The sequence below is a fragment of the Gordonia sp. NB41Y genome, from assembly GCF_030718915.1.
Taxonomy (GTDB): domain Bacteria; phylum Actinomycetota; class Actinomycetes; order Mycobacteriales; family Mycobacteriaceae; genus Gordonia; species Gordonia desulfuricans.
This window is the reverse complement of the sequence record NZ_CP132196.1, coordinates 5703177-5729112: the sequence shown is the minus strand read 5'-3', so window position 1 is coordinate 5729112 and position 25936 is coordinate 5703177. Positions and strand designations below refer to the sequence as shown.

Annotated in this window: 23 protein-coding genes and 4 pseudogenes; 8 read left to right on the top strand and 19 right to left on the bottom strand. The window is 63.3% G+C overall.

Annotated features, from left to right (window positions below; all coding sequences use genetic code 11):
- Window positions 1-89: 89 nt before the first annotated feature.
- The 5 genes and pseudogenes from Q9K23_RS25155 to Q9K23_RS25135 form a co-directional block, all read right to left on the bottom strand.
- Entirely contained in the window at window positions 90-1400 is a 1311-nt protein-coding gene (locus Q9K23_RS25155) for an ISL3 family transposase (RefSeq protein WP_305950137.1), read from the bottom strand.
- Window positions 1401-2067: 667 nt separating this feature from the next.
- Window positions 2068-2916: a hypothetical protein gene (locus Q9K23_RS25150; RefSeq protein ID WP_082365846.1), complete on the bottom strand. Its 849-nt coding sequence runs from the start codon at window positions 2914-2916 to the stop codon at window positions 2068-2070.
- Window positions 2917-3758: 842 nt separating this feature from the next.
- Window positions 3759-4160 (bottom strand): annotated as a pseudogene (locus tag Q9K23_RS25145) (DJ-1/PfpI/YhbO family deglycase/protease); the annotation flags it as partial.
- Window positions 4161-4214: 54 nt separating this feature from the next.
- Entirely contained in the window at window positions 4215-5348 is a 1134-nt protein-coding gene (locus tag Q9K23_RS25140; protein ID WP_020789538.1) for a hypothetical protein, read from the bottom strand.
- A gap of 31 nt (window positions 5349-5379) precedes the next feature.
- Window positions 5380-6576, bottom strand: a complete 1197-nt coding sequence (locus Q9K23_RS25135; RefSeq protein WP_082365845.1) for an aromatic ring-hydroxylating dioxygenase subunit alpha — start codon at window positions 6574-6576, stop codon at window positions 5380-5382.
- A gap of 126 nt (window positions 6577-6702) precedes the next feature.
- Here Q9K23_RS25135 and Q9K23_RS25130 point away from each other — a divergent pair, with 126 nt between their 5' ends.
- A complete protein-coding gene (locus Q9K23_RS25130; protein ID WP_020789542.1) occupies window positions 6703-7338 on the top strand; it encodes a TetR/AcrR family transcriptional regulator in 636 nt (211 codons plus the stop codon).
- A 732-nt stretch (window positions 7339-8070) separates the two neighbouring features.
- Here the strand turns inward: Q9K23_RS25130 and Q9K23_RS25125 are convergent.
- Window positions 8071-8889, bottom strand: a complete 819-nt coding sequence (locus Q9K23_RS25125) for a hypothetical protein (RefSeq protein WP_020791330.1) — start codon at window positions 8887-8889, stop codon at window positions 8071-8073.
- A 162-nt stretch (window positions 8890-9051) separates the two neighbouring features.
- Window positions 9052-10329, bottom strand: a complete 1278-nt coding sequence (locus Q9K23_RS25120; RefSeq protein WP_053778630.1) for an IS256 family transposase — start codon at window positions 10327-10329, stop codon at window positions 9052-9054.
- Window positions 10330-10434: 105 nt separating this feature from the next.
- On the opposite strand from Q9K23_RS25120, the pseudogene Q9K23_RS25115 reads away from it, so the two are divergent.
- Window positions 10435-10715, top strand: a pseudogene (locus Q9K23_RS25115) (transposase); the annotation flags it as partial.
- Window positions 10716-10732: 17 nt separating this feature from the next.
- Here the strand turns inward: Q9K23_RS25115 and Q9K23_RS25110 are convergent.
- Together Q9K23_RS25110 and Q9K23_RS25105 are read right to left on the bottom strand one after the other, a co-directional pair.
- Window positions 10733-11734 carry an IS3 family transposase gene (locus Q9K23_RS25110; RefSeq protein WP_305950331.1) on the bottom strand — a complete coding sequence of 334 codons (1002 nt, stop codon included), beginning with the start codon at window positions 11732-11734 and terminating at the stop codon, window positions 10733-10735.
- Window positions 11731-12126 (bottom strand): transposase, encoded by a 396-nt coding sequence (locus Q9K23_RS25105; protein WP_187343542.1) that lies wholly within the window; start codon window positions 12124-12126, stop codon window positions 11731-11733. The genes Q9K23_RS25110 and Q9K23_RS25105 overlap by 4 nt, the downstream gene beginning before the upstream one ends.
- 89 nt (window positions 12127-12215) lie before the next feature.
- Here Q9K23_RS25105 and Q9K23_RS25100 point away from each other — a divergent pair.
- The 5 genes and pseudogenes from Q9K23_RS25100 to Q9K23_RS25080 form a co-directional block, all read left to right on the top strand.
- Window positions 12216-12791, top strand: a pseudogene (locus tag Q9K23_RS25100) (transposase); the annotation flags it as partial.
- A 343-nt stretch (window positions 12792-13134) separates the two neighbouring features.
- Window positions 13135-13765 (top strand): annotated as a pseudogene (locus tag Q9K23_RS25095) (transposase); the annotation flags it as partial.
- 144 nt (window positions 13766-13909) lie between these two features.
- On the top strand, window positions 13910-14479 hold the full coding sequence (locus Q9K23_RS25090) for an SMI1/KNR4 family protein (RefSeq protein ID WP_152972949.1): 570 nt from the start codon (window positions 13910-13912) through the stop codon (window positions 14477-14479).
- A 407-nt stretch (window positions 14480-14886) separates the two neighbouring features.
- The gene (locus tag Q9K23_RS25085; RefSeq protein WP_020791637.1) at window positions 14887-15111 is read left to right on the top strand and encodes a hypothetical protein; all 225 of its coding nucleotides are present in this window, start codon (window positions 14887-14889) and stop codon (window positions 15109-15111) included.
- A gap of 14 nt (window positions 15112-15125) precedes the next feature.
- A complete protein-coding gene (locus Q9K23_RS25080) occupies window positions 15126-15719 on the top strand; it encodes an SMI1/KNR4 family protein (RefSeq protein ID WP_152972948.1) in 594 nt (197 codons plus the stop codon).
- A 15-nt stretch (window positions 15720-15734) separates the two neighbouring features.
- Here Q9K23_RS25080 and Q9K23_RS25075 read toward each other — a convergent pair whose 3' ends face one another.
- The 4 genes from Q9K23_RS25075 to Q9K23_RS25060 form a co-directional block, all read right to left on the bottom strand.
- On the bottom strand, window positions 15735-16808 hold the full coding sequence (locus Q9K23_RS25075) for an IS630 family transposase (RefSeq protein ID WP_305950274.1): 1074 nt from the start codon (window positions 16806-16808) through the stop codon (window positions 15735-15737).
- Between the two features lie 237 nt (window positions 16809-17045).
- Window positions 17046-17336 carry a type II toxin-antitoxin system RelE/ParE family toxin gene (locus tag Q9K23_RS25070; RefSeq protein WP_020792755.1) on the bottom strand — a complete coding sequence of 97 codons (291 nt, stop codon included), beginning with the start codon at window positions 17334-17336 and terminating at the stop codon, window positions 17046-17048.
- Window positions 17333-17608, bottom strand: coding sequence for a type II toxin-antitoxin system Phd/YefM family antitoxin (locus Q9K23_RS25065; RefSeq protein ID WP_053778620.1), 276 nt, complete (start codon window positions 17606-17608; stop codon window positions 17333-17335). The genes Q9K23_RS25070 and Q9K23_RS25065 overlap by 4 nt, the downstream gene beginning before the upstream one ends.
- A gap of 628 nt (window positions 17609-18236) precedes the next feature.
- Entirely contained in the window at window positions 18237-18872 is a 636-nt protein-coding gene (locus tag Q9K23_RS25060; RefSeq protein ID WP_305950330.1) for a hypothetical protein, read from the bottom strand.
- Between the two features lie 278 nt (window positions 18873-19150).
- Here Q9K23_RS25060 and Q9K23_RS25055 point away from each other — a divergent pair, with 278 nt between their 5' ends.
- Entirely contained in the window at window positions 19151-19486 is a 336-nt protein-coding gene (locus tag Q9K23_RS25055; protein WP_020794585.1) for a carboxymuconolactone decarboxylase family protein, read from the top strand.
- A 41-nt stretch (window positions 19487-19527) separates the two neighbouring features.
- On the opposite strand, the gene Q9K23_RS25050 is transcribed toward Q9K23_RS25055, so the two are convergent.
- The 6 genes from Q9K23_RS25050 to Q9K23_RS25025 form a co-directional block, all read right to left on the bottom strand.
- On the bottom strand, window positions 19528-21039 hold the full coding sequence (locus Q9K23_RS25050) for an HNH endonuclease signature motif containing protein (RefSeq protein WP_305950329.1): 1512 nt from the start codon (window positions 21037-21039) through the stop codon (window positions 19528-19530).
- An 80-nt stretch (window positions 21040-21119) separates the two neighbouring features.
- Complete coding sequence (locus tag Q9K23_RS25045; protein ID WP_020789433.1) at window positions 21120-22286, bottom strand: alpha/beta fold hydrolase; 1167 nt, start codon at window positions 22284-22286, stop codon at window positions 21120-21122.
- A gap of 25 nt (window positions 22287-22311) precedes the next feature.
- Complete coding sequence (locus Q9K23_RS25040; protein ID WP_020789436.1) at window positions 22312-23100, bottom strand: SDR family NAD(P)-dependent oxidoreductase; 789 nt, start codon at window positions 23098-23100, stop codon at window positions 22312-22314.
- A complete protein-coding gene (locus Q9K23_RS25035) occupies window positions 23097-24140 on the bottom strand; it encodes a cyclase family protein (protein WP_020789431.1) in 1044 nt (347 codons plus the stop codon). Before Q9K23_RS25035 ends, Q9K23_RS25040 begins: the two co-directional genes overlap by 4 nt.
- A gap of 10 nt (window positions 24141-24150) precedes the next feature.
- The gene (locus tag Q9K23_RS25030) at window positions 24151-24924 is read right to left on the bottom strand and encodes an SDR family oxidoreductase (protein WP_053776226.1); all 774 of its coding nucleotides are present in this window, start codon (window positions 24922-24924) and stop codon (window positions 24151-24153) included.
- Complete coding sequence (locus Q9K23_RS25025; RefSeq protein WP_020789435.1) at window positions 24921-25922, bottom strand: fumarylacetoacetate hydrolase family protein; 1002 nt, start codon at window positions 25920-25922, stop codon at window positions 24921-24923. The genes Q9K23_RS25030 and Q9K23_RS25025 overlap by 4 nt, the downstream gene beginning before the upstream one ends.
- Window positions 25923-25936 lie beyond the last annotated feature (14 nt).

Genomic DNA, 25936 nt, shown 5'->3' with positions numbered 1-25936 from the left:
CGAGATTGCAGCCGACACAAAATCGGCTGAAAAGCCGCTGCAAACACTCAGTCCAAGATACGAAGAAAACTATCACGGCTCTTCCTAATTCAGAGTGCGCGCAGGCTTTCTGCGAGTTGGCCGGAGTGGATGAGTGACCGCAAGATGTAGTGGGTGAGGTTACGGAACCCGAGGGCGATGCCGCGCAGATGCTCGAGGCGCCCGTTGATGGCTTCGACTGGGCCGTTGGAGGCGCCGGTGTCGAAGTAGGCGAGGATCTCGGCCCGTCGTGACCACAACGAACGCCCGAGTTGGGCCAGCTCTGATAGTCCGGCGGGCACGCCGGTCTTGATCTTCTTGAGCAGCTTGTACATTGCGATCTTGCTGTCCCGCTTGGTGGGTTGCTCGTAGGCATCGATCAACTCCTGGTAGATCGCGTAGGTGACCGCAACGGCCACGTGCTCCTCGCGGGCATCGAGGCCGCCGCGCAGCCGAGTCTTCTGCTTGTCGGTGAGCAACCCGATCCGGGTCAACAAGGTGCGACGGATGCCGTAGAGCGGATCCCCGGATCGACCGCGATGCCCGCACGTATCTTGTTGCACGCGTTGACGACACAAGGTCAATTTCTCCGCTGCCAGATGCACGACGTGGAAGGGGTCCATCACCACACGCGCCTTGTCGAGGGCTTCGGCAGTGGCGGTGCGATACCCGGTGAACCCGTCCATCGTGACCACCCGAATCCGGTCGCGGAACCCCTGATCCCGCGCGCCGAGCCAGTCTTTGAGCGCGGCTTTGGAGCGGCCGGCGACCATATCCAGCAACCGGGCCGGGCCGGTTCCATCCACGATCGGGGTGAGATCGACCAGGACGGTCACGAAATTCGGATCACCCTTGCCGCGAACGTGTTTCCACTTGTGCTCATCGACCCCGAGGACCCGCACACCGGCCAACCGGGCCGGTGCAGCAGCCAGCTTCTTGACCGCGGCCAGGGCGAGGGTGTTGACGGTGTTCCAGCTCAACCCGACCGCAGCCGCGACGGCCTTCACACTCATCTTGTCGCTGATCATCGCTCGCATGATCCAGGTGGTGGTGCGGCGGGTGACCTGCGCCCTCGGCGCCACGATGGCGCTGATGTCGGCACGAAACACCGACGTCGTGCAGTCGGTGGTGGCACACACATAGCGCGGCACCGACAGGTGCAGCCGGGTCGGATGCCCGACGATGGGCAGATCGGCGACCTCACGGTCGACATGATCACGCAGCCGACCCGCCTGCCCGCACGTCGGGCAGGTGTTCTTCGGGTCCAGGAGCTGGCAAAACAAGTGGGTACGGTCCTCGCCGTCGATGGCGGCATCGGTGATCGTGACGCCGAGTTCGATCGTGCGGCAAATCGTGTCGGCAATAGCGCTACGCTGCGTCATGGGTCCTGTTGGTGTTCGGATGGGTGTGTGAGAGCTTTCATCTTCACACCACAGGACCCGCCACGAGCCCAGCGGCTCACCACCGAATCGGACCTACATCTAGTGGACTCGCACACCCATTCGGGCACTCTCAATCAGGAAGAGCCACTATCACGGCACTTACTTGAGGCGCCTAGAACAGGCGGTGAAAGATCCGAACAACCTAAATATCGCTCTAACAGGCCGCTATGGTGCAGGAAAATCAAGCGTTCTCAACGAATTTGAGGACCGGCACAGGAAAGCTGTTCTGCGGCTCGCAATTTCAACCCTCGCACCGAGCGAGAACGGTGAGAGCACGACAAATCGGATACAGAAGGAGATAGTCAAACAGTTACTCTATGGAGCCTCAGAGAAGGTCGGGAAGAACTCGCGATTCAACAAGATCGCCGTTCTGAGTCGGCGCAAAGCGTTCGCGCAATCCGCGACAGTGGTCTTACCGCTCGCCGGTCTGGCATACATTTTCGGTGCACTACCTGAACTAAAGTGGCCCACTCCAGAAGATCCGACGTGGTTGCGCACAACTGCCTGGGTAGCAGCAATTGGACTCGTAACGGCCTTGGGAGCCGTGGTTAGGATGCTGACTTACGGACGGTACGACGTGAAGGACGTATCTGCCGGTGGTGCTGCACTAACCCTCTCGGATAAGCCACAATCCTTCTTCGACAAGTACATAGACGAGATCGTGCACTTCTTTGCACAGGAGCCAAAAGACATCGTGATATTCGAGGACCTCGACCGGTTCGAGGACCCGAACATCTTCGAGGCACTTCGCGAACTGAACGTTCTTCTCAACGACACCCCTGAACGACGCAGGAAGCGCAATGGTAATCCTCTCGGGCGCGCGATTGCGAAGGGTCCATCGGCCTGTGTAGCAGCCCGGAACGATGGTCTTGAAGGTCAACTCGCCATTGCTGTCAGCGACCTGGATGCCGCGTAGGTACGTCTCGTCCTCAGCGCCCTGGGAGTACATCGAGTAGAGGCCCTGGGCGTCACACTGCCACGCGTAGACCGCCGCACCCGCGAAGGGGACGTTGCCGTTGGCCATGTCAGTGACAACGAACGTGAGCTCAAACGGCACGCCCTCAACGGTCGTTCCCCCATCAAGGCTGGACGTCAGATCACTGCGCACGATTCCGGACTCTTGCAACACGTTGACACCGTTGGTGCCATCAGCCGGATAGGGGCCGTTGGTCTCCTCGGGAATCTCAGCAATCGAGGACCCGGAGGCAGCGGTGGTGGTCGTCGAACCAGACACCGAGCCGGCACTGCTCGAGCTGGAACTGCCCGGATAGCAGGCGGCGAGAGTGACCGCGCCGACTCCCGCTCCGACCAGGCCCAGCATCCGTCGGCGGGTGACCAAAGTCTTGGCGTCGAAAGCCGCGCCCTGATCGACCAATTCATCGTCTGGGCGGGCCAGCAGACGGCCCTCGTACACCGGCCCATCCGGGGTCCGGTCAGCTTCAGGGACGTGGTTCATGGTGCTTGCTCCTAGCTCGTAGGCGTCGGGGGTGTGAGCACCAATCTGACAGCCGTTCCTGGAAACTGCCTGTACGCGCACTGTAGGTCTGGTGGCAGTACGCCACTACTCGCGAAAGCGCTCAGAATCAGGTGGTCTCAGAGCGAACGCCCGGCTCGCCTCGCGGGGAAAGCGCTCCTCCGCCGCCGTCCCCGGCACGGCGGGCCGACACTTTCGCACGATTGCTAGCCGCCACTGCGCAAACTGCGCTGAACCGGGCTGCCCATCTACCAGCACTCCCGAATGCCACCCAGATCCACACGGCCAACCGTCCCAGAGAAGCCACCGGCGCCATTCACGATTCCATCAAGACCAGCCGGACTGCGTAGGACACGAGCTCCTGCGTGCCCGCCGGTAACCCCGACCTTATGTAACGCTAACGATGCCGAGTTGCACGTCACCCGACGACACCGACAACACGATCTGGGCCTTCGGTCATGTCAGCCTCCTGAAATCAGACGCCGATCATGCCCTCACAACCGGCCTGCCAGAAATTTTGACGCGGGGCACCCAAGACGACACAGGGCCGACTAGCGGCGACGTGTGCTATCGACAATTCGTACGGCCGAGCCGCGCAAATCGTAAACTTGCCGGAAGACGACTCCCAGGGGGGCCCACCCACCTCAGCAGACGACTACGGAACGCCGAACACCGACCTACACGTGAACCTGTCCCCAAAACGACATATCAGGGTGTACGCGGACAACAAGCCCCAAAGAAGGGGCCGCTGTCGAGGAAGTCTCCCACCTCGTCCTCCTTCCCGGGCAACGCGTCGAACCTGACCAGCAGTCCCTTTGTCACACTCATGACGACACCTCTTCCTGTACCGAAGTGCCCTCGATTTGGGACACGATCGCGTCGCAGAACGCCGACAGATCGTCGGGCGAGCGGCTGGTGATGAGATTCTTGTCGACCACCACGTCCTGGTCGACGACGTCGGCGCCGGCGTTGCGCAGGTCCGTGCGGATGCTCGGGAAGGACGTCAGGGTGCGACCAGTGACCACACCGGCCTCGATCAACGTCCAAGGCCCGTGACAGATCGCCGCCACTGGCTTACCGCCCTCGACGAAGTCGCGGACGAACGCGACAGCGTCTTGTTCGACCCGGAGCTTGTCGGGGTTCACCGTCCCGCCCGGAAGCACCAAGGCGTCGTAATCGGCCACCGAGGCCTCGGCCACCAGCCCGTCGACGCTGAACGTCCCCGCCGCCCCGGTTGGCGTCATTCCTCCCAACTGCGATGTCAGCCGACACCGACAGTCCTACAGGTGAGACGACAGCAGCACGATCGACGCGTGCCGCCTGATGAAGCGCGACGGTGAGTCCAGCGCATCCGCAGCTGTCCGTAGGTCTTCGTGCCTTATGTCCTGGATCCGATCGGACGTGAGTTCTGCAGCCATCACTTCGTCCAGCTCCGGGCGCATAGCGAGAACTTCACGAATCGGTGCGTAGTCGAGCCGACATCTTCGCTCGCCATCGACGTACGGAGCACTCACCGCCCTGCCAGCTAGATTGTCCGGCAGATCCGCGAGGAGATTCATTGCTCTACAGGTCTGGCCGCCGGCACTCAGCACGGACACGGTACGCGCTCGAACCTCTGCCGTTGTCGTCGGAACCTCTGCAAACGCAACGATTCGCTCGGCGGCCTGATCGTCAACCTCGCCGATCGCGAGCAAGACGTCAAGAACGCGATCGATACCACCCGACGCGGCCGCCTCCGAAGGAAGCAGGCCCAGCGCGGCGACAACGCGTGAAACAGCCGTCGGTCCGGCGGCAACCAACAGACGGTGCGCCAGGTGATGTTGTTCGCGGGAATCGGCGTGTACGAGTATCTCGACCAGTTGCTCGACTTGTTCAGGCTCCGAGAGTCGAGAAAGTTGGTCCTCGATCTCCGCGAGCTGGTACAGCTCCGGGAACAGCGTTGCAAGTTGCTCGACGGTGAGTGAGTTCTTCATCGCGGCAACGGGATCATCCGGATCGTGGACTACGACCGCGAACGCTTCGTTGACGGCACCAGATCTGATCAACGCTCGAGTCGCGCGGCGGGATGCGCTCACCAGACTCTCGCGGAACCGGGCGGTGACCGAATCCCAGAGGTAGTCACCAAGACCAACGGAAGCGGTCAGCGTCTCAGCCCACTTGTCACCCCTGCCTGACCAGTCGACCTGCACCGGCCAACTATCGACGTCCCATCCCCGATCAGCCACAGCACAATCCGGTACGCCTGTGGCCACCCGGATGGCTGGCCAGAGGAACAGCATGTCCCGCGCATGAGTATCGGTCAGCGCAGCGCCGTACACCGCCGACCCCGCAGACCGCGTCGTGACTTCCCGGACCGCAGAGACGATCTCCTCGGTGAGATCACCTTCCAGGCGACCCCAGTCGACTGCGCTCATCCCTCCCCCGGTGCCGGCGCGACATCAGAGGTCATGTCAGAGAGATCCCGATCCTGTCGGCCATCACCCGGATCATGTGCTGCACGCCGATTTCGTTGCGCCCGATGGCCATGTGGTCATGCTGCCCGCGGCGCACTCCTTCACCGCACTGAGGGAGCATCGCGAAGTCTTCGTCCCGAACAGCGGCATGAACCTGTGCGAATATGCCGGCATACATCTCCACCTGCTCAGGACTCTCCGCAGGGTACTTCGCCATCCAACTGTGCCGCACAACGCAACTCGTGGCCGAATCACCCGGCAGAATGTCGATGACCTCGACTCCTACAGGACTGTTGGCCAGGATGAGGTTGGGATAAACCCAATAGATGATGCCCATCTGCGCAGTCGGGTCATCCCACGAGTCGTCTTGCTCCATACCCTCGAGGTCCCGAACCCAGTTGAACGGGAAGCCGATACGGTGGTGCGGGCCGAACTCGTCGTAGACGTGGGTGTTCGCGATGGTGTTCTGTCCGATGACGCTGTTGCCGTGGACGAATGGAAAGTGGTAACCCTCGGCGAAGGCTTCGAGCGCACCCTTCCAGCTGACGGCGGAGTTCAGGGATCGCTCGTCGTGGTACTGGTAGTCCTGGTAGTTCCACCGTGCGAGTTCGGCACCGCACTCACCCAGGTGCGTGTCCAGATCCATTGGCGCATCGGCGTTGAGGACACCCCAGATTAATCCGTGACGCTCCTCGCTGGGTAGCTCGACCAGACCGTATTCGTCCCGATTGACGTCGTCGAACCCTGCCTTGCCCGGAATCCCGCGCAGCTGTCCATTGTTGTCGTAAACCCATGCGTGGTACGGGCATGTGAATCGTCGGCTGTTCCCTGCCCCGCAAGCCGGCATCGCGCCACGGTGGCGGCAGTAGTTCAAGAAGACGTGAGCCTGCCCGTCACGGTCACGGGTGATCAGCAACGAATCGTCGAGCACCGTGCGCACGACATAGTCATGATTCTTCGGGATCTGAGCCGATGCCAGCAGAGGAAGCGGCGTCTCCCTCAACAGTTGGTTCCGTTCGTACTCGGCGATCTTGTCATCGCGGTAATACGACAGGGGCACCCGCAGTGTCGACTCGGCCATGTCCGTGGTGTTGGCGACTGCCAGGTCCAATGCTCGTCGAGTGAGCTCCGGTCCGAACGGACTGGCGGCCGGTCCCGTGCTCGGGGCGGGGTTCTCGAACGTCGTCATGCCAGGTCCTCTCGTCACCAGTGCCTTGTCGACGACCATACATGCAACACGTTCTATGTCTAGTCGTTTCGGCGATCCAACGATCCAATACGCCACCAGAATCGACGAGCACGACACAATGGGCAGGTGCGTACACATGGATGGGCCGGCCTGATTCCCCCGGCCGACGACGACGAGGCCGCGACACGCATCATCGCCGCCGCCGGAGAGCTGATGGAGTCAGGTGCAACCGATGTGAACATCCGCCAGGTCGCACAGAAGCTGGGTATCGCTCGCCAGACCGTCTACCGGTACTTTCCCAACAGCCAAGCGCTGCTCGTCGCGACAGCTCAACACGCCACCAACGAGTTCCTCGACGACTTGACGCGGTCACTTGAAGGTCTCACCGAACCTTCAGACGCGATAGTCGAGGCAGTCGCCCTTACCTTCGAGCGCCTTCAAGATAATCGCCGATTCGCCCTGTTGTTCGCTCACCCGGACAACACAGAACTCACCGCCGAGGTCACCGCTACCCGGTCCATCGCCATAGGACGCGTGATCGTCGACCACCTTCCGATCGACTGGGTCGGACTTGGATGGACGGACGCCGACATGAATGAGCTCGTCGAAGTCATGCTCCGGTTCGTCCAATCACTCCTCGTCGACCCGGGCGCCCCTCCTCGTCCTCCAAACGAGCTACGCGCATTCCTGCATCGGTGGGTTGGAACGGCCATCAAGGCGAAGAGTTCGACGTCCACGTCGGTGGCCCGAGCTCAGTCCTGAAACTCGGAGCGTCACTGAACACCGAACGAGTTGCGTGGCAAGACTTTACAACGTTGTCGCGTCCGTACCGGAATATGCAGGGATCGAATATGCAGGGTTACCAGTAGCCCACTACCCAGCACAGCCTCGCGCCAGCATTGTCGAGCGGTCGTACCTGCCATAGTTCCCCACTGCGTTGTCACCCGACAGCTTCCCGCTGCAATCCTCCCATCACGAAACGTGGCACTTAAGCCAAAAGGCAACTGACCGCAGCGCGTGACGGCGAGGGCGCAGACGTTCGTCGTGGTCCTCAAGGAGTTCTGTGCACAGTGAGAGAGCCTTTGCGCCAGTCAGTAGACGAGCCTGCCAACTTCGGCCTGGCCGTACATGGCTGGAAGAACGCGCTGAGCCCCTGATTGAGATGGTCCGCGCCGTCCCCCACTGCCCAGACTCCTGGTCGAACTGAGTTTCCACCACTCGGCCGCCGACACCCGGCCGGAGGCGATCATGCCAGCAACATCCCGATCGGGTCGTGATCTTCCAGGGCAGCGCCGTACCGGTGCGCCATCGCCTCGACGACTTCGGACGGCTGCATCACGGTAGGGACGCACATCCAGGCAAAGCCGTGCAACGTGTGCAACCTGTACTCGTACCAGGCCTATTCGTCATCCAACTGCGGACCGCCATGACCGGCGAGCGCATCGATATAGTGCCGCAACAACTCTCACTCACGGCCTCGCCGGTCCTCGATCGTCAGCGCCGACCCGAGGAAGTACGACACGTCGTGAGCCAACGGCGCGAGGCATGCCGCCTGCCAGTCGAGGAATGCCGGCGACTTCCGGGTACCCGATACAACTGGGCGAAGTGCGCATCACCGTGATTGATCGTATGGGTGGCGGCGTCGTCGTGTTCCCACAGCTTCGCGAAACCCGCGCGCACTCGCGCGTCCTCACGAAGGCCCGCCGACAGATCCGGAACCTCTGGACGTTCGATCACTGGATGAAGGACCTCTGGACTCAGCATCACGGTGAAGGCATCGCGAGCAGCTTTGGCGCCCACCGGAAGCCAGGCGCGCTCGCCCTTGCTGCTCCCCCACAGTGCCGCGTGCCACTTCGCCTGGACCTCCAGCGTCGTCGCGATGTCGTCCACCGACCACAGCTCCGTCGCCTGGCCGAACTCGGCGCCACGCGCCGTCAGGTCTTCCATGACGATCACGCCCTGGTCGTGCTCGGTCGCCGAATAGAAGCTCGCCGGCACTTCAGCAGTGAACCTCGGTGCCAGGTCCCGGTAGAAGTTGCCCTCGAGCTCGTAGGCAGGCCCCAATCCGTACGCACGACTCCGCTCGTCGAATCCACCCTTGACGCATACCTGCGACGGGATATCACGTTCGTTCACGGCGAATTCAAGAGAGGCGAAGACCTTGGTCGCCGAGCCCCAGATGATCCGGGATACATCGACCCCGGTCACGCCGATCACTCCGTCAGGCGTGGTCAGAACGGTACTGAACCAGTCGGGGGTCAACTCGTCGACGGAGTACGGGAGTTGGGCAGGTCGGGTGTCCGCCTGGGTCATGAGGAGGACCACACATAGTGCATGGCTGTGGTGTCAATCCCTTCCGGCTCCTAGTTGACCAGGTCGACAACGACACTCCGGGCCGACTATTCAGGTCTAAGCCGAAGCCGCTCAAACCCTCGGAGCCGGGAGTTATTGTCAAGACCTGTGGATGGGCGAGTTTCAGGCGGCCTCCTCGGAGTCTGAGTTGGGGTCGGGTTCGACGAGTTTGCCTTTTTCGAAGGTGGCGCCGTCACGGACCAGTTTCACCAGGTGCGGTGCGTTGACCGCCCGCCATTTCGATTGGGCAGCCTCGATCAACTTGTAGGCCATCGCGATGCCGGCGGCCCGTGATCCGGGGCCTTTGGTCACCTTGGTCCGCAGTCGCACGGTCGCGAACGTGGACTCGATCGGGTTGGTGGTGCGCAGATGTATCCAGTGTTCGGCCGGGTACCGGTAGAACTCGAGTAGCACGTCGTCGTCATCGACGATCTTGGCCACGGCCTTCGGGTACTTGGCGCTGTAGGCTTTCTCGAACGCGGTGATCGCTTGGCGGGCGTGGTGTTCGTCTTCGGCGTTGTAGATTTCCTGCATCGCCTTGATCGCGTTGGGGTGGGCTGATTTCGGTAGCGCAGCAAGAACATTGGCTTGTTTGTGGAACCAGCATCGTTGCTCACGCGTGTCGGGGAACACCTCCCGGATCGCGGCCCAGAAGCCGAGCGCCCCGTCCCCGACGGCCAGAGCCGGCGCCGGCATGCCGCGGCGTTTGCACGACCGCAGCAGATCCGCCCACGACTCGGTCGATTCCCGATACCCATCAGCGACTGCGATGAGTTCCTTCTTGCCGTCGGCGCGGACCCCGATCATCACCAGCAGGCACAGCTTCTCCTGCTCCAAACGCACCTTGAGGTGGATACCGTCGACCCACAGGTACACATAGTCGGCGGTGATAGCCCGGTCGGCGAAGGCGGCGGCCTCTTTCTGCCATTGCTTGGTCAGCCGGGTGATCGTGGCCGCCGACAGTCCGGCGCCCGACCCCAGGAACTGCTCGAGCGCCGGCCCGAAATCACCCGAGGACAGCCCATGTAGATACAGCAACGGCAGCACCGCGGAGATCTCCGGACTCTTACGCGCCCACGCGGGCAAGATCTTCGACGAAAACTTGTGCCGCTCCTCGGTTTCGGGGTCGACACGCTTGTCATTGACCCGCGGTGCTTTCACCGTGACCGCACCCGCGGCGGTCATCACCTCCCGCGCGTTGTGGTACCCGTTACGGACTACCAGTCGGTGCCCGTTCTCGTCGACCTGATCGGCGAACTGGTCGATGTAGGCGGCCACCTCCGCGCGTAGCGCCGCGGCAAGCATCTGTCGGGCGCCGTCACGCACGATCTCATCGAGGATCGAGCGGCTCTGATCGTCGGCCGGGTTGGAACCTTCATTGGTGTTGACTACCGTGAGCACGAGGCGTGCCTTTCCGCCAGCGCTGCAACGCTGACTTGATCAAGTGACTACCGGGATCATATTTGCGGGAAGGCACGCCCTCCCAGATCCACAGGTCTTGATCATTCCTCCGGAGCCGGCCGCTAGGAACGCACCGAGATCCAGACCACACACCGCAATGGGCACCGATCGAAGACGACCTCGACCACCTCCGCCGACATTGAGGTCAAGATCCCCACACTGCGGTCGGGACCGTTCTTCGAAGTCGCTACTCGAACCCCGACAAAGCCCTGCACGCGGTGATCACGGAGGCGTACATGCACGGCGTCTGAACGCGACGCGTCAACAACCTCGTCGCCGCACTCGGTGTGACGCCAGGGATCAGCAAGTCGGAAGATGTCAAGGTGTTTGAGACAGGTCATGGTTAGGCGCTTTGTATCAGGGCCTCCGGTTGGGGTTGGTTGATCCAGGCCGCTGTGGGGAGTTTCGGTGGGACCGGTCGCTGGTTCGCGAAGCGTTCGGGGTGGGCCTGGTACGCGGCGTCGAGGGTCGCTTGTCGTTGCCTGCGGATCTCGGTGACGGTCCCGTAGTGCACTGAGGCCGGGGTGTGCAGGCCGATCCCGCTGTGATGGTGTTCGTGGTTGTAGTAGGCAAAGAATCCTTCGCAGAACGCTCGCGCGTCGGCGAGCGAACCGAAGTGGTCAGGGAACACCGGCGCGTATTTGAGGGTTTTGAACGCGGCCTCGCTGTAGGGGTTGTCGTTGGAGACGTGCGGGCGTGAGTGGGACCGGTCTACACCCAGGTCCAGCAGCAACGCCGCCACTGTTTTCGAGGTCATCGAGGTACCGCGGTCGGCGTGCAGCGAATCGGGTTGCCCGTGCACGCTGATCGCGGCGGCGATCATGTCAGCGGCGATGGTGGAGTCTTCGCGGTTCTGGAGGGTCCAGCCCACGATGTAGCGGGAGTAGATGTCGATGATGACGTACAGGTGATACCAGGTGCCCTTAACCGGTCCGCGGATCTTGGTGATGTCCCAGGACCACACCTGCCCCGGGCCGGTGGCCAGCAGTTCGGGTTTCTTCTTCGCCGGATGGCGGGCCTGGGCACGTCGTTCCCCGGACATGTTGTGTGCTGCGAGGATGCGGTGCATGGTCGACATCGAGCACAGGTAGGTGCCCTCGTCCAGGAGCGTCGCCCAGGCTTGAGCGACGGCCTTGTCGCAGAACCGTTCGCTGGTCACAACTGCCACGACCGTGGCCCGTTCAGCTGCCGAGAGCGCGTTCAACGGCGTCGGTCGTGGCCGCCGGGGTCCCTGGACCGGGGGCAGTTTGCTGCGGTAATGCGAGGACCGCGGGCGGCCCAGCAACTCACATGCCCTGTTGGCCGGGACATGCTCGGCCAGCTCATCGACCAACGGGTTGATCACCGTGGTGACTGCTTCGGAGTGTCCGCGCTCTCGGAGAGCATCTCCAAGAGCGCGTGTGCTTTTCCCACCAGGTCTAACGCGGCCTGAGTACGGGCCAGCTCCGCTTCAGCGCGGGCCGCGCGGGCCCGTAGCTGCTCGAGTTCCCTATCGCGCGCCCGGCCACCGGCAGCAGCCGCCGGCGGGGTGGCTGCGGCTGCTTTGCGCCACTCAACGATATGGGAGGAGTACAAGTTCTCCCGCCGCAAGATCGCGCCGCGCTCGCTACGGTCGGCCTGGTCGTACTCGGCCAGGATCTGCGCCTTGTACTCCTGGGTGAAGCTGCGTCGTTTCGGGTTCTGCGCTCGCGGTCCCATCCCTGCATCATGGTCGATATCGGCTACGGTCATCGTCATCGGAACATTCCTACAATCCCCGCCCCGTGCTACGGATCAGTCGAGCTCAACGTTATGAGCCGGTGTCTCACTCAACCTTGACCCACAGGGAGTCCGGAGTTTCCCGGATCTGCGCCAGCCTCGACGCGGAGGTGGCTCGCTCCCGGGAGCCGACCCTGACCCACCACGTTCCCGTACGTTTTCATCGATGCGACCTACTGCACGGTGAGGGCGGGTGCACACGTCTCCCAGACGCTTGTGGTGGCGACCGGAGTGTCGACCGACAGTACCCGCCAGGTCCGCGCTACCGCGATCGGCGATAGTGAGTCGTTCGAGTTCTGGCGCGCGAGTTCCTCGCGAGACTCAAGACCCGGGGCCCAGCCGGGGTGCACCTCGCGGCCTCCGATGCACACTCGGTGATCAAAGCTGCTGTCACACAACAATTCACTGGCGCGTCGCGGCAGCGGTGTCGGGTGCATTTCATGCGCAACCTGCAGGGCGCGGTCGCCTCGAAGCATGTGCCGCCGGTGATGGCTGCAGTCAGAACGGTCTTCGCGCACACCGACCCGGTCAAGGTCGCCACACAGTGGGACCAGGTCGTGGACACCTTGTCTGCATCGTTCCCGACGGTGGCGGCGACGATGCAGTCGGCCAAGCACGACGTGCTGGAGGCCTTTGACCTCTTCGAGCACGTCGATGGAGCACGTTCGGCGGCGGGCTCAGAATTCTCCCTTCGCGATCTCCCGCAAAGCATCCTTCTCCAACTCCGCATCAGCCAACAGCCGCTCGATGCGGTTGTTCTGCTCACGTAGCTCCTTGAGCTCTTTGGCCCCCTCGGTGTCCATGCCGCGGTAGGTGCGGCGCCATTTGTACATGGTGGCTGCTGACACCCCCAAAGCGTTCGCGATCTGCTCACCGGCCTTCAGGAATGATCAAGACCTGTGGATCTGGGAGGGCGTTCCTTCCCGCAACTATGATCCCGGTAGTCACTTGATCAAGTCAGCGTTGCAACGCTGGCGGAAAGGCACGCACCGCGAATCGAGCGAGTCGTGGGCTGATCTGCTGCGCTCGCGCAAACGCCGTCCGATGGCTGGCCCGACGTTAGCGGTCGGGGACGGCGCCCTGGGGTTCTGGACGGCGATTCGGGAGGTGTTCCCCGACACTCGCGAGCAACGCTGCTGGTTCCACAAACAGGCCAATATGCTTGCCGCGCTAGCGAAATCAGCGCATCCGAACGCCATCAAGACGATGCAGGAAATCTACAACACTGAAGACGACTCCCATGCCCGGGCCGCGATAGTCTCGTTCGAGAAGACCTATGGCGCGAAGTATCCCAAAGCCGTGGCCAAGATCATCGACGATGCTGATGTGTTGCTGGAGTTCTACCGGTATCCGACCGAGCACTGGGTTGCACCCGCTGACCACGAACCCAATCGAGTCGACCTTCGCGACCGTCCGGTTACGCACGAGAGTCACCACAGGCCCCGGATCCCGGGCCGGTCTGGCGATGGCCTACAAGCTGATCGAAGCCGCACAAGCGAAATGGCGCGCAGTCAACGCACCCCACCTCGTCGCCCTCGTCCGAGCCGGCGCCACCTTCGAGAAAGGCAAACTCGTCGAACCCAACACCACCTCAGCCGACCACGAGGAGGCCGCCTGAAACTCGTCCATCCACAAGCCTTGACAATATCTCGCTAGCGCGAGAACCCGAGGCTAGGCTGCACCCAAGCATGCCCCGCCCCTACGTCGGACCGCAGATGCATGCCGACAGGCGCATGACAGCACGAGGAAACGGAACCCAATCATGAGCGGGCTACAAACACTTGTCGAAGCAATCACAGCAGCTGCGACGACCTTGTATGCCCGTGACGTGGCCGCCCACCCAGAGAATCCCGATCTGTGGACACCGAACCCAACACTGTTCTCACCGGCAACCGAGGAACAGATCAGTACCGTCGAACAACACCTCGGAAAGTATCTTGACCCCCTCCATCGCGAGCTGCTAGCTATCACCGATGGCTGGCATCACTACAACGGCTGGCAGAGCTTCCTCGGCAGCGATGACTACCTCACCCGGCCACAATTCGTCCGGTCCGGATCCAGCTGGGATGAGCTGCGTGACGCCAACTGGGCGTTCTGGGATGCCGCAGACGCGCCGGTGCGTCATCCGCTCCCTGCTGACCGCACAACACTGATCCCCATCGCATTACCAGAAGAGGGCTATGGAGCGGTCAGCAGCATCGTCGCCGGCGGCCCAAGAACAGCACCGGGACCGGTCTTTACCTCGGGGGCAGGACTCGCCGAGAGCTTCGACTCGCTCAACGACTACCTGACAGCAGAACTCGACAGCCTTAATCAGCAACTGGACCGATGACAACGCTCGAGCCCGACGGGGTCTGAGCCTCCCGAATGTCAGTGGATACCCGAGATAGCGGGACGACGGGTCCTGCTGGAAGGATGTCGACATGTCCCAGGCGCGTCGGTCGTTTACGCCTGAGTCCAATGTGGAGGCTGCTCGTCGGGTGATCGATCATGGCCGACGGGTCATCGAGGTGGCACGTGAGTTGAACGTGCACGAGAACTTGTGGGGTTAGAAGGGTTCAGGCAGAACGCCTTCGTGATGGTGCAATCACCAACTCTCGAGAGGCGCCACCCGACAATGCAGTGTCGGCAACAGAACGGGCGGAGATGGTGCGGCTTCGATCCGAGGTCGCCGAGAAAGGCGCCGGACATAACATCTCTGACAGGAGTATCGGCATACTTTGCTGCGTAACAACTTCGGTGAGCAAGTTCGAGCTCATCGCCGCGGAGGGCGCCGACCACGACCCCACATGGCTGACCGAACTGCTCGCCGGTGTCCCGATCAGGGTTCTCTGCGCGGGCGGCCCGACGACGAAACCCGAGGTTGTCGGCGCGTACGCAGCGGCGCCGGGATCTGGAAGTGAAGATCCTGGCGCACTGGTAGGCCTCCCGGCGTACCTACGGTTCGCCGCGGATCACCAATGACCTGCGGGGACGTCGTGCGGACGATCCTGACAGACCTCATCCACACACAACTGGAGCTCCATCAGCGGCTCGTGGATGCAGGAATCTACCTGCACGCGCCGTCATCGGTGCACCCGCCAGCCACCCCGGGACAGATCGCAGCAGCAGAAGAACGGCTCGGTAGTGATCTATCTCCGCAACACCGCGAGTTACTGATGATCACCAACGGGTGGGACGAACAGCACGGCTTCAATTCGATTCTGGGCACTGAGGCGCTCGGCGATCCGCACATCCAGCCCGGCATGGACCTCCCCACCATCCACCACCTTGTCGAACCCGGCACGTGGGCCGCACGCATGTACTACCGAGATGCGTGTTTCGAATTCGCTGAACCCGCTGATACTCACGCCGAGCTATCGCTTCCACCAAGCGTCGACGATTGGCGGCAGCTCTATCCAATAGCCGAGGGTGCCGACAGCGGGGGCCAGATCCTCGCCCACCGCCACGCCACCTCGCATCCCGCGATTTACAGCACCTGCTGTAGGCCTCCCTACCAGCACTTCGACGACCTCATCGGATATCTGAACTGGTGTATCGCAGATGATCAGGCAACCCTTGAAGCTTGTTGACAAGACCGAAACGTACTAGTGGTTCGTTTCTGAAATTGTTTGACGGTTGGCCTTTTTCAGGATTTCATCGGCGGTCTTCGTCCAGACGAATGGATGTTTCCGATTGTTCCAGCCGGTGATGAATTGCCGGATCTTGGCGTTGAGGTCGGTGACGCTGGTGAAGATGCCGCGGCGGATCGCTTGTCGGTCGATGATCGCGAACCACACCTCGATCAGGTTGAGCCAGGAACCCGAAGTCGGGGTGAAATGGGTGTGGAACCTCGGGTGCGCCTGTAGCCAGGCCCGTACTTCGGGGGTCTTGTGGGTGGCGTAGTTGTCCATGACCACGTGCAGCTCCTGGTCAGGGTAGGCGCGGTCGATCTGCCGGAGGAACGACAGGAACTCCTGGCGCCGGTGTTTCGGCTTGACTGCTGCGGTGACTTGTCCGGTCGCGATCTCCAACGCGGCGAACAACGTCGTCGTCCCGTGACGCTTGTAGTCATGGGTACGTCGTTCCACATCACCGGGCCGGACCGGCAGCATGGGGGCGGTCCGGTCCAACGCTTGGATCTGGCTTTTCTCGTCCACACACAGCACGATCGCATTGTCTGGTGGGGCCAGATACAGCCCGACTACGTCGGTGACCTTGGCTACCAACTCCGGGTCGGTGGAGAACTTGAATGTCTCGGCTCGCCAGGGTTGTACCCCGTAGGCCCGCCATGCCCGGGCCACCGTGGCGTTACCGATACCGAGGTGCTCGGCCAGCAACCGTGAGGACCAGTGGGTGACCCCGTACTTCTTCGGTGGTGGCTTCAGAGTTGTGGTGATGATCCGTTCGGGATCGACATGTCGGGGTCGCCCGGACCGAGGGGCATCGTCGAGACCGCATATGCCTTGCTGGATATAGCGTTTACGCCACTTCCATACCGTTGTCGTGGTCGTTCCGGTTGCGTCCGCGATCCGTGCGTTCGCGAGCCCGTCAGCGGCCAGCAACACGATCCGGGCACGCAACGCCAGGCCCGAAGAGATCGTCGTGGCACGCGTCCACGACAACAACACATCCCGATCACCATCCCGAAGGATCAATGCTGGGGCCGGAGAATTCGCCATGCGGTAATTCTCACAAATCCACAAGAATTTAGGAACTAACGACACGAACCACTAGAGCCGCGGGGATGTCCTCTATCAGGATCGTTCGATGATGAAGACCGTTTCGGTGGTGAAGTCCCTCCCGGACCAAAGGTCCAGTTCGTAGTCCGCAAAGTCCTCGGGTCGGCGTTCGAGCTGGATCGATCCCAGGGATTCCAGCCTTGGGGTGGATCAGGGATCTGTTGTGGCGCTGCAGGGTTAAGTGCGGTAGGCGTGGGCGCGGTGGTCGATTTTCACGATGACGACCGTGTGGTTGGGGTCGTCGATACGCAGCAGGATTCGGTAGTCGCCGCGGCGTGCGCTATGGAGGCCTGCGAGGTCGTTGCGTAGCGGTTTGCTGAGGCGGTGAGGGTCCTCGGCGAGGGGTCCGGAGATGAACTCGATGACGGCATGGACGATCCGGGATGGGAGTCGGCCGAGATCACGGCGGGCCGGGGATGCAACCTCGACCCGGTACGGGCCGGGTGAGCCAGCAGGGTTGTCGCTCATTGGGGCGGCATGCCGTGTTCGGCGCGCAGGTCCTCGATGGAGATGGTGTGGCCGGCGGCGTACTCGGCGTCGGCGGTGGCGACGTCGTCACGGGTGCCGGCGCGTGAGAGCCAGTAGATCGTTTCGTGGAGCGAGTCGAGGTCATCGGCCGACATGAGCACCGCGGCGGGTTTGCCGTGTTTGGTGATCGTGATGATGTCGTGCGTGGTCTCCGCGCTGTCGATGAGCGCGGAGAGCTTGTCCTTGGCTTCACTGAGTGGCACTGTCGTCATGCAATCCAGTCTAGCCGCCAAACTGGCCAGAAACTGGCCACGACTTTAGCCGATACTAGAGATACGACTACCTACCCATTCGAGGCAGGCGCGGCGCGCGGCCGTGTGACGCGGCGATCGCCGCCCCGTCGCTCCTCGTGGGCGGTCAAGCGACATTTGAGGCGATCTCCTCGGGGCGGTCCGTATCCGCCACGAATGCCGCCGCGCCACGTGTCCCCGTTTCTGGGCAACGTGACGCGAAGTGCCGTCGACCACTGGTGTTCAGGTTGTCACGTGCCTGGTTCCCCGTTCCGATCATTACGGTAGTCAAGTCGCTGATCACTTTCAGCAATCCATGATTGTGTCCTCGCACATGTCGGCACAGTGACTTGGGGGTACCAACACTGGCGCCTGGCACTCGATACGGCAGATACAACCCAACAGGTTGTATCTGCCGACCTATCAGCGCCTCCCGATATGCACCAATCGAATATGCAGGGTTACCAGTAAAACAACTACCTAACACGCCCTCGAACCAAGATCCGGAGGTTGCGAGACATTCGCGACGACGGCGTTGGCCTACACGGCACCGCTTCCCACGCGCGTCTTCGGTCTGATCAGCTTCCGATATCGAACCTTCCTCCGCAACTCACGACGCCGGCAGGAATTGCGGAGCCACTTCGGCGATCCCGTGCAACACTTCCTGCACCCGTCGATGCAATGCGACGCCCTCGGCGATCCACTCTGCGTGATCGGACGGAACGGCGTCCTCTGTTGCCCACGCGTCGTTCCACTCTCGTAGTTGTGCTGCCAGGCCTCGATCCAGACCCAACTTGTCGGGATCGGCGGGGTAGTTTTCGGTGAAGCTCTCCCACAATGGTCCTGCGCCTCCCCACTCGGGAAACATGCGGATCACACGCAAGCCATCAGGCAGAACCACCGGCTGCGACCAACGGGACCGAGCCGACAGATATCGCAGTTGCATGTCGGTCCGGGCACGCCACTGGGCGTCTGAACCGGCCGGCGTGCGGTAGTCATAGCCGTGCAACCACGTCAACGGCGCGTCCGTTGACGCATCGGCGACTGTCGCCAGCGACCACAGTGCACCGTGATCGGTGAAGTAGTCGTCGGCGTCGCTGATCACCCTTGTGACATCACAATCCCAGCGATCGACAACCTCGACCTGGTAACCGGTGGACCTGTCAAAGGTGAAGCCGAACAACCGAAACCGCGGTTCGGCACCACTCCAATGCGCGCGGCGTTCGGTTACGTCGTCCCCTTGCATGGGCATCATGCTACGGGCCGATACCGGTCGCGAGTTGATTCGCAGACCAGTAGCTCGTCGTAAGCGAAGTGGCGCAACGTTGCTCGCGTGGGTGCGACGCTGTTGTTCTCACAGACAGCGAAGTGGGCTGGGCAGGCCACGTTACGTGCATCGCGGCCGGGATAGTACTGGAACCAGCCCCTGCCAATACCCCTCCCGGCCGGGACTCCCACCCACTCGTCGATTGCCGTTGCATTGGTATCGGGCGGCACGATGACGCCTAGTGAAGGAGCGAGACGATGAACGAACAGCAGCACACCGGATGGACCGCCGGACACATCGCGTTCGGCGACTTCGCACCCGGAATGGTGCACTACACCGACAACGTGCTGTTCGACGAGGTGTGGGAACGAGAAGGGTTGTCCAAGCGTGATCGGAGTCTGATCACCGTGGCAGCACTGACCGCGATGGGCAAGACCGATCAGCTCCGGTTCCATCTGGGCTACGCGCGGGCCAACGGTGTCACCGACGACGAACTACAGGAAGCACTTCTGCACTTGACGTTCTACTCCGGCTGGCCCAACGGAATGGGCGCGATGACCGTCCTGAAGAACATCATGGAATCCGGGGGCTGACCTCGCGAGGAGCCCTGGCAATCGCCGTCGGCCTGCACCATTCACGGTACGGTCACCAACACCTCACCGGTCACCACGTTGCGCCACACCACGATCCGACCCGGATACAGCGTCGGCACCCAGATCCCCACATGCTTGAACTGATGACACGGAACACACAACGGAATCAGATTCTCGGCAATCGTCCACCCACCCGAACGAGGATCGACATGATCGAACGGCACCACATGATCGAGCTGACACCCCTCGGCCACCCGATCACAATACGGCGCACGACAACGCCGATCGGTCAACACAACCTCACGCCGTAACGGCTCACCCGGCTGATAAACCAACGCCCCCGGCGCCGGAACCACCAACCCACCATGCCCAGCCGGATCTACCGGCGAAAGATGCTCGATCTCCACCACATTCGGCGGCCGAGAACGCACCACCAACCGCCCCGCAGCCACCAGATGCCCCGGCGCCACCGTCCCCGCCCGACGCGGCCGACCCTTCCGAACCCCCTGAGCGACAACCACACCAGAAGCACGATCCAACCGCGCCTCCCGATACAAACCCTGCCACGTGCCATCCGCAGCGATCATGCGCGCCAGATCCGGATCGATCACCCCATACCCCGGGATGAACGGCACCATCTCCCCCACCACACCCGCCAACGTCGGCGCATCCACCACAACCTCGACCACCGCCCGCACCGGAACCACCACGAGTTCGGTCGACACCACAGCCGAACCGGCATCGGCGTCGGCATCAGCGTCTATGTCGGTGTCGGCGTCCGGGCGCACCGTCGTCGGGCACCCCGGATCACCACACCCACAGACCAACCGGCCTTCACCACGCACCAACGCCGTCAACGCCGCAACCCGACGCTGACCCGGCAACCGCGGATCACCCGGACACAACCCCGACACCAACCCCGCAATCCGATCCTCGAGCACCACCGCATCGCGCACCGGAACCATCGCATCGATCGTCGACTGACCATGACATTCCTTGCGGATACGCACATCCTGCTGCTTCTCGAACTCCCGACGCCGCTCGGCCGCCCCCGCAGGATCCAGCGAGATCAGCAGCTTCTCCAGCTCCTCCCGCAACCCCGACCCGGTGATCGCCGTCGCCGCCAACCCGAGCGCGACCTCCACGGCCTCGGCCAGATCGGCCTCGTCATCGAGTGAGACGAGGGCCTCGGCAACGATCCGGGCCTTGTGCTCGGAGAGCACACCCTCGACAAACGCCGACCGCACCCGCGGCAGACCATCGAGCATGCCGCCCAACGAGATCCACCGACCCGCTGTGGTGACCGGCACCTCGAACCGCAACGCGACCTCCCGCAACGCCGCCTTCTGCGGCAGCTCGGCCACATTCAGGCCGTCACACAGCTCCATCACCTGCGCATAGGTCTGCCGCGCCAACGCCGTCGCCGCCAGGATCTTGCGGGCCCCGGCCTGCCGTTCCAACCGCATCGCGGACTGCCCCGCCAGCACCAACCCGGAAGCATCGGCCTGCGCGATACGCGTCAGGTCGCCCTCCGGGTCGGCGTAGTCGAACATGTTTTCACACTAGCGGCGGGTACCGACAAAACCGTCAGACCGCACACCGCACCCACGAGAGTTGTGGATGCGCCGGTCGTTCAGCCCGCGCTGGTCATCTCAGCAAAAGCGTCGGCCACCCAGTCTGCGACGAAGCTGCTGACGTGACCGAGGTTGTCGAGCCCGATGTGCTCGCATCCCCCTTCCTCCGGGGTGAAGATCCGGAGTTCGCGCCGTGGGCTGTTGACCGCCTGATCGTAGGAACGGCGCGCATACTCCACCGGGATCTGACGGTCGTTCGACCCGTGCGCGATCAGGAACGGCACCGTGATCTTCTCGACCACCCCGTCGAGATGCACGTCATCGGCCATGGTCAGGAACGCGTCGAGGTCGGTTTCACCCCACACCCACATGACGTGGTCCCAGTAGTGCGGCACCGGCCGCTCCCCCTCACGCTCGACCCGCCGACGCTGCACCTTGCCCCAGTTGTGGTTGGCACCCCACGCCACACACAATGCGAGCCGGTCCTCGAATGCCGCGGCGCGAGGTGCGTAGTACCCGCCGAGTGACCACCCCACGATGCCGATGCGCTGGGCATCGATCAGCGGATCGGCCTCGAGGAAGTCGACACACGCACTCGCCCACTCCTCCGAATTGATCTGCGAGGTCAGGCCCTGCTTCCGGAGCGCCTCTCCCGATCCCGGGCAATCGACCATCAGGGTCGCGATCCCGTGCGCCGCCAGTTCCTGATTGTGCTCGGACAGATACTGGTGTTCCTTGGTGCTGTCCAGACCGTTCCACATGATCATCGCCGGAATCGGACCCTCGCCCTCGGCAGGCCTTGTGTAGTAGGCAGGCAATGTGGTGTCGCGGAAAGGGATCTCGACGCGGCGGGTCAGCGGGTCGTCGAGCTCGAACGACAGCTCCATCAGGTCGAGGCAGCGTTGGTAGGTGGCCTCCCGCTCAGGGGTCCCGGCCTGCTGCATGCGTTCGGCGGTGATGAGGTAGTTCGCGGCTCGGGCATAGGCCTGGCCTGCGGCGCGCACGTGACCGTTCTTGGCATCGACGTCGGCCGCTGCGACGAGAGCATCGACCATCGCGGTCCAGGATCGGAGGAAATCGACGGTCCCGACGTCCTCGTTGCCCGAGGCGATGTCGGTGAGCGGCCGGCAGGCGCGGTCGACCTCATCGATCCGGCCGCCGCTGTTGAGTGCGCCGACGACGGCGAAGTTCCAGACGTAGTTGTTCTTGGGGAAGTACTCGAACACGAGAATGCCTTTCTTCGAGGATGTTTCAGTGTGGGAGGACGGCCGACCAACCGCCGTCGACCATGAGGTTTGTCCCGGTGATGTACGAGGACTCGTCCGACGCCAGGAACACCGCATAGTTCACGACGTCCGATGCAGTGCCGAGCCGGCCGAGCGGGATGACCGACTCGATCGCACGCATCGGGTGGTCGTCGTGCAGCAGTGTCGATTCCGATTGCGGTGTGCGGATCATGCCCGGGCTCACGCAGTTCGCGCGAACGTGGTCTCGCGCGCCCTCGGCTGCGAGTTGACGGGTCATCGCCACGACAGCCCCTTTGGTTGCCGTGTGCGCCAATCGGGTGTTGCTCACCGAGCCGGTGACACCTGCGGTGGAGCCGACCAGGATGATCGACGCGTTCTGCGCCGCGCACAGATACTTCCACGCAGCGCGAATCGGGAGGAACACGAGATCGACCTCGTGGGACATCACGAAATGCCAGTCGTCGAGACTGATCTCGGACACCGGGGCGAAGGTCGCCAGGCCCGCGTTGGTGTAGAGGACGTCGATACGTCCGTGCCGTGTTCCGATCTCGTCGATCCAGGCGTCGACGTCGTCTTCGGCGGTGAGATCGACCGGATGGGTGCTGACCATCTGTCCGCCGATGGCAGCCACCATCTCTGCGGTCTCCGCGGCGGGGCCCGGCGCGATGTCGCATCCGTAGACGGTCGCCCCCTCGGCCGCGAATCGCAGCGCCGCTTCCCTGCCCTGCCCGCTACCGGTGCCGGTGATCACCGCGACCTTGCCGGCCAACCGGCCGGCCACCGTCGCCGTCATTTCACCGCAATCGGATTGACCGGCGCTCCGACGGCGCCGGTGACGGGCAACGGTGCCGCGCTGAGGAAGAACTCGTAGACGGCGTCGTCGGCGCAATCGGCGGCCAGCGCATCGAGGTCCCACATCTCGCCGAGGAACAGACCCATGTTGGGGATGGCGACCTGGTGCAGTGGCTGGAATGCGTCGTCGAACTCGTTGGGGCGCACCTCGAATCCCCACGTGTCGGTGGCGATCGCGGCGATGTCGGTGTCGTGGAGCCAGTCTGCGGTGGTGAAGGACAGGCCCGGTGCGGCGCCGCCCGCATAGTCGTTCCAGCCGTCTCGTCGGGCGCGCTGGAGCTGACCGGTCCGGACCACCACGATGTCACCGGTCCCGACGCGTCCGGTGAGCCCGTGATGCTCGATGGTGGCCGCCAGATGGTCGACGGTGATGGCGAACCCGTCGGGCAGTTCGCCCGCCTCCCCGCACACCCGGCCCACGTCGAGCAGGACTCCGCGCCCGACGATGCGGTCGGCCACGGTCTCGATCCCGGTCACCTGGTCGCCGAGTGAGGTGACCACTGCACCGGCCCGCCGGCCGTTCCAGGCCCGGCCGTGATCGAAGATGTGCCCCAAGCCATCCCACTGCGTGGAGCACTGCAGCGGCATGGCGATCACGTCGTCGGCGCCGCCGAGCCCGTGCGGGAAGCCCTGGATGCCGGCCTCGGCATCGGTGCCCGTGTCGAGCATCGTGTGGACCGGATTGGTGCGACGACGCCACCCCTTCTGGGGTCCGTCCATGTCGAACTGCAGCGACAGACTGAAACTGGCGCCCCGCCGGATCAGTCGGGCGGCCTGCGCACGTTTTGCGTCGTCGATGAGATTGAGGGTGCCGTACACATCGTCGTCACCCCATCGTCCCCAGTTCGAGCAGCGGGCGGCGGCGGCCGCGATCGCCCCCTCGGGGTCCGACCGGTCGAGCGTACCGCCGGTGGTGGACGATTCGGTGGTGGACGATTCGGTGGTGGACGATTCGGTGGTGGCTGGTCTGGTGGTGGTCACTGTCTTCTCCTCACCCGCCCAGACGGGCGGCATCGTCGGTCGTCGTTGTGGCAAGCGCATCCGAGATCGGTTTGACCCCACCATGGGAGGTGGCACCGCCGTCGACGGTGATCTCGCTGCCGTTGAGATAGGTGGATGACTCCCCGAGCAGAAACGTGATCGCGGCGGCGACCTCGTCGGGCGTACCCGCACGACCCACCGAGGTCCCGGCGATCGAGGCGTCGCGGAACTCCGGTGCGGCCGATGCGGTCATCGGGGTGTCGATGAAGCCCGGATGCACGATGTTGACCCGTACTCCATGCGGTCCGAGTTCCATTGCGGCGGTGTGGGTGAGGCCACGTAGAGCCCACTTGCTGCACGTGTACGCCACCGGGTAGTGACCGGTGAGTGCCGCCATCGAACCGACGTTGACCACCGATGCCGGGTTCCCGAACACCGGCCGCAGCGACTGGATCGCCAGCAACGGTCCGAGGACGTTCACCTCGTAGGCGGCGGCCATGTCGTCGTGATCGACGTCGAGCAGCCGGGCGCGTCGGGTGATGCCCGCACAGTTCACCAGTCCGGCCACACCCGGTTCGGCAAGTTCTGCCGCCAACGCCTGCCACTGCGCACGATCGGTGACGTCGAGCACGCGAATCCCGTCCGTCTGCCGGGCTTCGGGGCCGATCGAGGCGTCCAGCGCCACCACCCTGGTTCGCTCGCGTCTCAGTCTCTCGACGACGGCTGCGCCGATACCGCCTGCCGCGCCCGTCACCACGACGACCGGCCTCTCGACGGCACTCATCGTGCGCTCCGCGCGACAACCTGGCGTGCACGGTGCGCCGCGCGGTCGGCACGGACACGCGCCGGAGGAATCGCCGGCGCCCGATCGGTTCGTGCCACAACGGTATTCGACAGTGAACCGATACCGTCGACGGTCAGGGTGACCGTATCCCCCGGCACCAGGGCGGGAGGAGCCTGATCACCGCAACGACCCCACAGTTCGGCCAGACACCCCCCGTTGCCGATCGTTCCCGAGCCGATCAGATCACCTGGCTCCACCCGCGAGTCCCGCGATGCATAGGCGATCATCGCCGGGAAGGTCCAGCCCATGTTCGAGAGCACATCGTTGCCGACCGCCACGCCGTTGATCTCGGCGACACAGTTCAGGGTCAGGAAGCCATCGTCGTCGAGTCTGTCGGTCATCTCGTCGGCGGTCACCAGGACGGGCCCGATGGTGTTCGCGAAATCCTTTCCCTTGGCCGGATCCAATCCCACCTCCATCTCCCGTCGCTGCAGATCACGCGCCGACCAGTCGTTGAGGATCGTGTAATCGAAGATGTGCTCGGCCGCATCGGTCACGGTCAGGTGTGCCCCCGACGCCCCGACCACCGCGGCGACCTCGAGTTCGAAGTCCAGCTGCCCGCATCCGGCCGGCACGACGACGCCGGAGTCGGGCCCGGAAACCATGTGCGGATTGGTGAAGTAGAACCGTGGTGCCTCGTACCACGCGTCGGGAACCCCGGTCGCGCCTTGCATACTCGACCGAACGCCCTCGACATGTTCTTCGAACGTGACGAAGTCACGGACGGTGGGCGGCCGGAACGGCGCCTCGAATCGACAGTCCGCCACGTCGAGCGGGGTGCTGTGCGCACGGGCGTGCTCGCCGAGTTCGAGCGCGGCCGCAAGCCCGCGTCGGATCAGGTCGAGCACGGTCAGATCCGGGATCGGGAAGAGCTGCTCACCGGAGACGACGCCGCAGAGACGACCGGTACGGGGGTGGGTCATGGTGGCAAATCGCATGAGAATGACTGCTT

Bases quoted from the DNA above. Each gene is read 5' to 3' on its own strand.
- Q9K23_RS25090 (WP_152972949.1), top strand. From the start codon at position 13,910: ATGAGCGGGCTACAAACACTTGTCGAAGCAATCACAGCAGCTGCGACG.
- Q9K23_RS25030 (WP_053776226.1), bottom strand. From the start codon at position 24,924: ATGAGTGCCGTCGAGAGGCCGGTCGTCGTGGTGACGGGCGCGGCAGGC.
- Q9K23_RS25150 (WP_082365846.1), bottom strand. From the start codon at position 2,916: ATGAACCACGTCCCTGAAGCTGACCGGACCCCGGATGGGCCGGTGTAC.
- Q9K23_RS25135 (WP_082365845.1), bottom strand. From the start codon at position 6,576: ATGACGACGTTCGAGAACCCCGCCCCGAGCACGGGACCGGCCGCCAGT.
- Q9K23_RS25070 (WP_020792755.1), bottom strand. From the start codon at position 17,336: ATGAGCGACAACCCTGCTGGCTCACCCGGCCCGTACCGGGTCGAGGTT.
- Q9K23_RS25055 (WP_020794585.1), top strand. From the start codon at position 19,151: ATGAACGAACAGCAGCACACCGGATGGACCGCCGGACACATCGCGTTC.
- Q9K23_RS25140 (WP_020789538.1), bottom strand. From the start codon at position 5,348: ATGAGCGCAGTCGACTGGGGTCGCCTGGAAGGTGATCTCACCGAGGAG.
- Q9K23_RS25050 (WP_305950329.1), bottom strand. From the start codon at position 21,039: ATGTTCGACTACGCCGACCCGGAGGGCGACCTGACGCGTATCGCGCAG.
- Q9K23_RS25105 (WP_187343542.1), bottom strand. From the start codon at position 12,126: ATGACGATGACCGTAGCCGATATCGACCATGATGCAGGGATGGGACCG.
- Q9K23_RS25075 (WP_305950274.1), bottom strand. From the start codon at position 16,808: ATGGCGAATTCTCCGGCCCCAGCATTGATCCTTCGGGATGGTGATCGG.
- Q9K23_RS25065 (WP_053778620.1), bottom strand. From the start codon at position 17,608: ATGACGACAGTGCCACTCAGTGAAGCCAAGGACAAGCTCTCCGCGCTC.
- Q9K23_RS25125 (WP_020791330.1), bottom strand. From the start codon at position 8,889: ATGACCCAGGCGGACACCCGACCTGCCCAACTCCCGTACTCCGTCGAC.
- Q9K23_RS25060 (WP_305950330.1), bottom strand. From the start codon at position 18,872: ATGCAAGGGGACGACGTAACCGAACGCCGCGCGCATTGGAGTGGTGCC.
- Q9K23_RS25155 (WP_305950137.1), bottom strand. From the start codon at position 1,400: ATGACGCAGCGTAGCGCTATTGCCGACACGATTTGCCGCACGATCGAA.
- Q9K23_RS25025 (WP_020789435.1), bottom strand. From the start codon at position 25,922: ATGCGATTTGCCACCATGACCCACCCCCGTACCGGTCGTCTCTGCGGC.
- Q9K23_RS25040 (WP_020789436.1), bottom strand. From the start codon at position 23,100: ATGACGGCGACGGTGGCCGGCCGGTTGGCCGGCAAGGTCGCGGTGATC.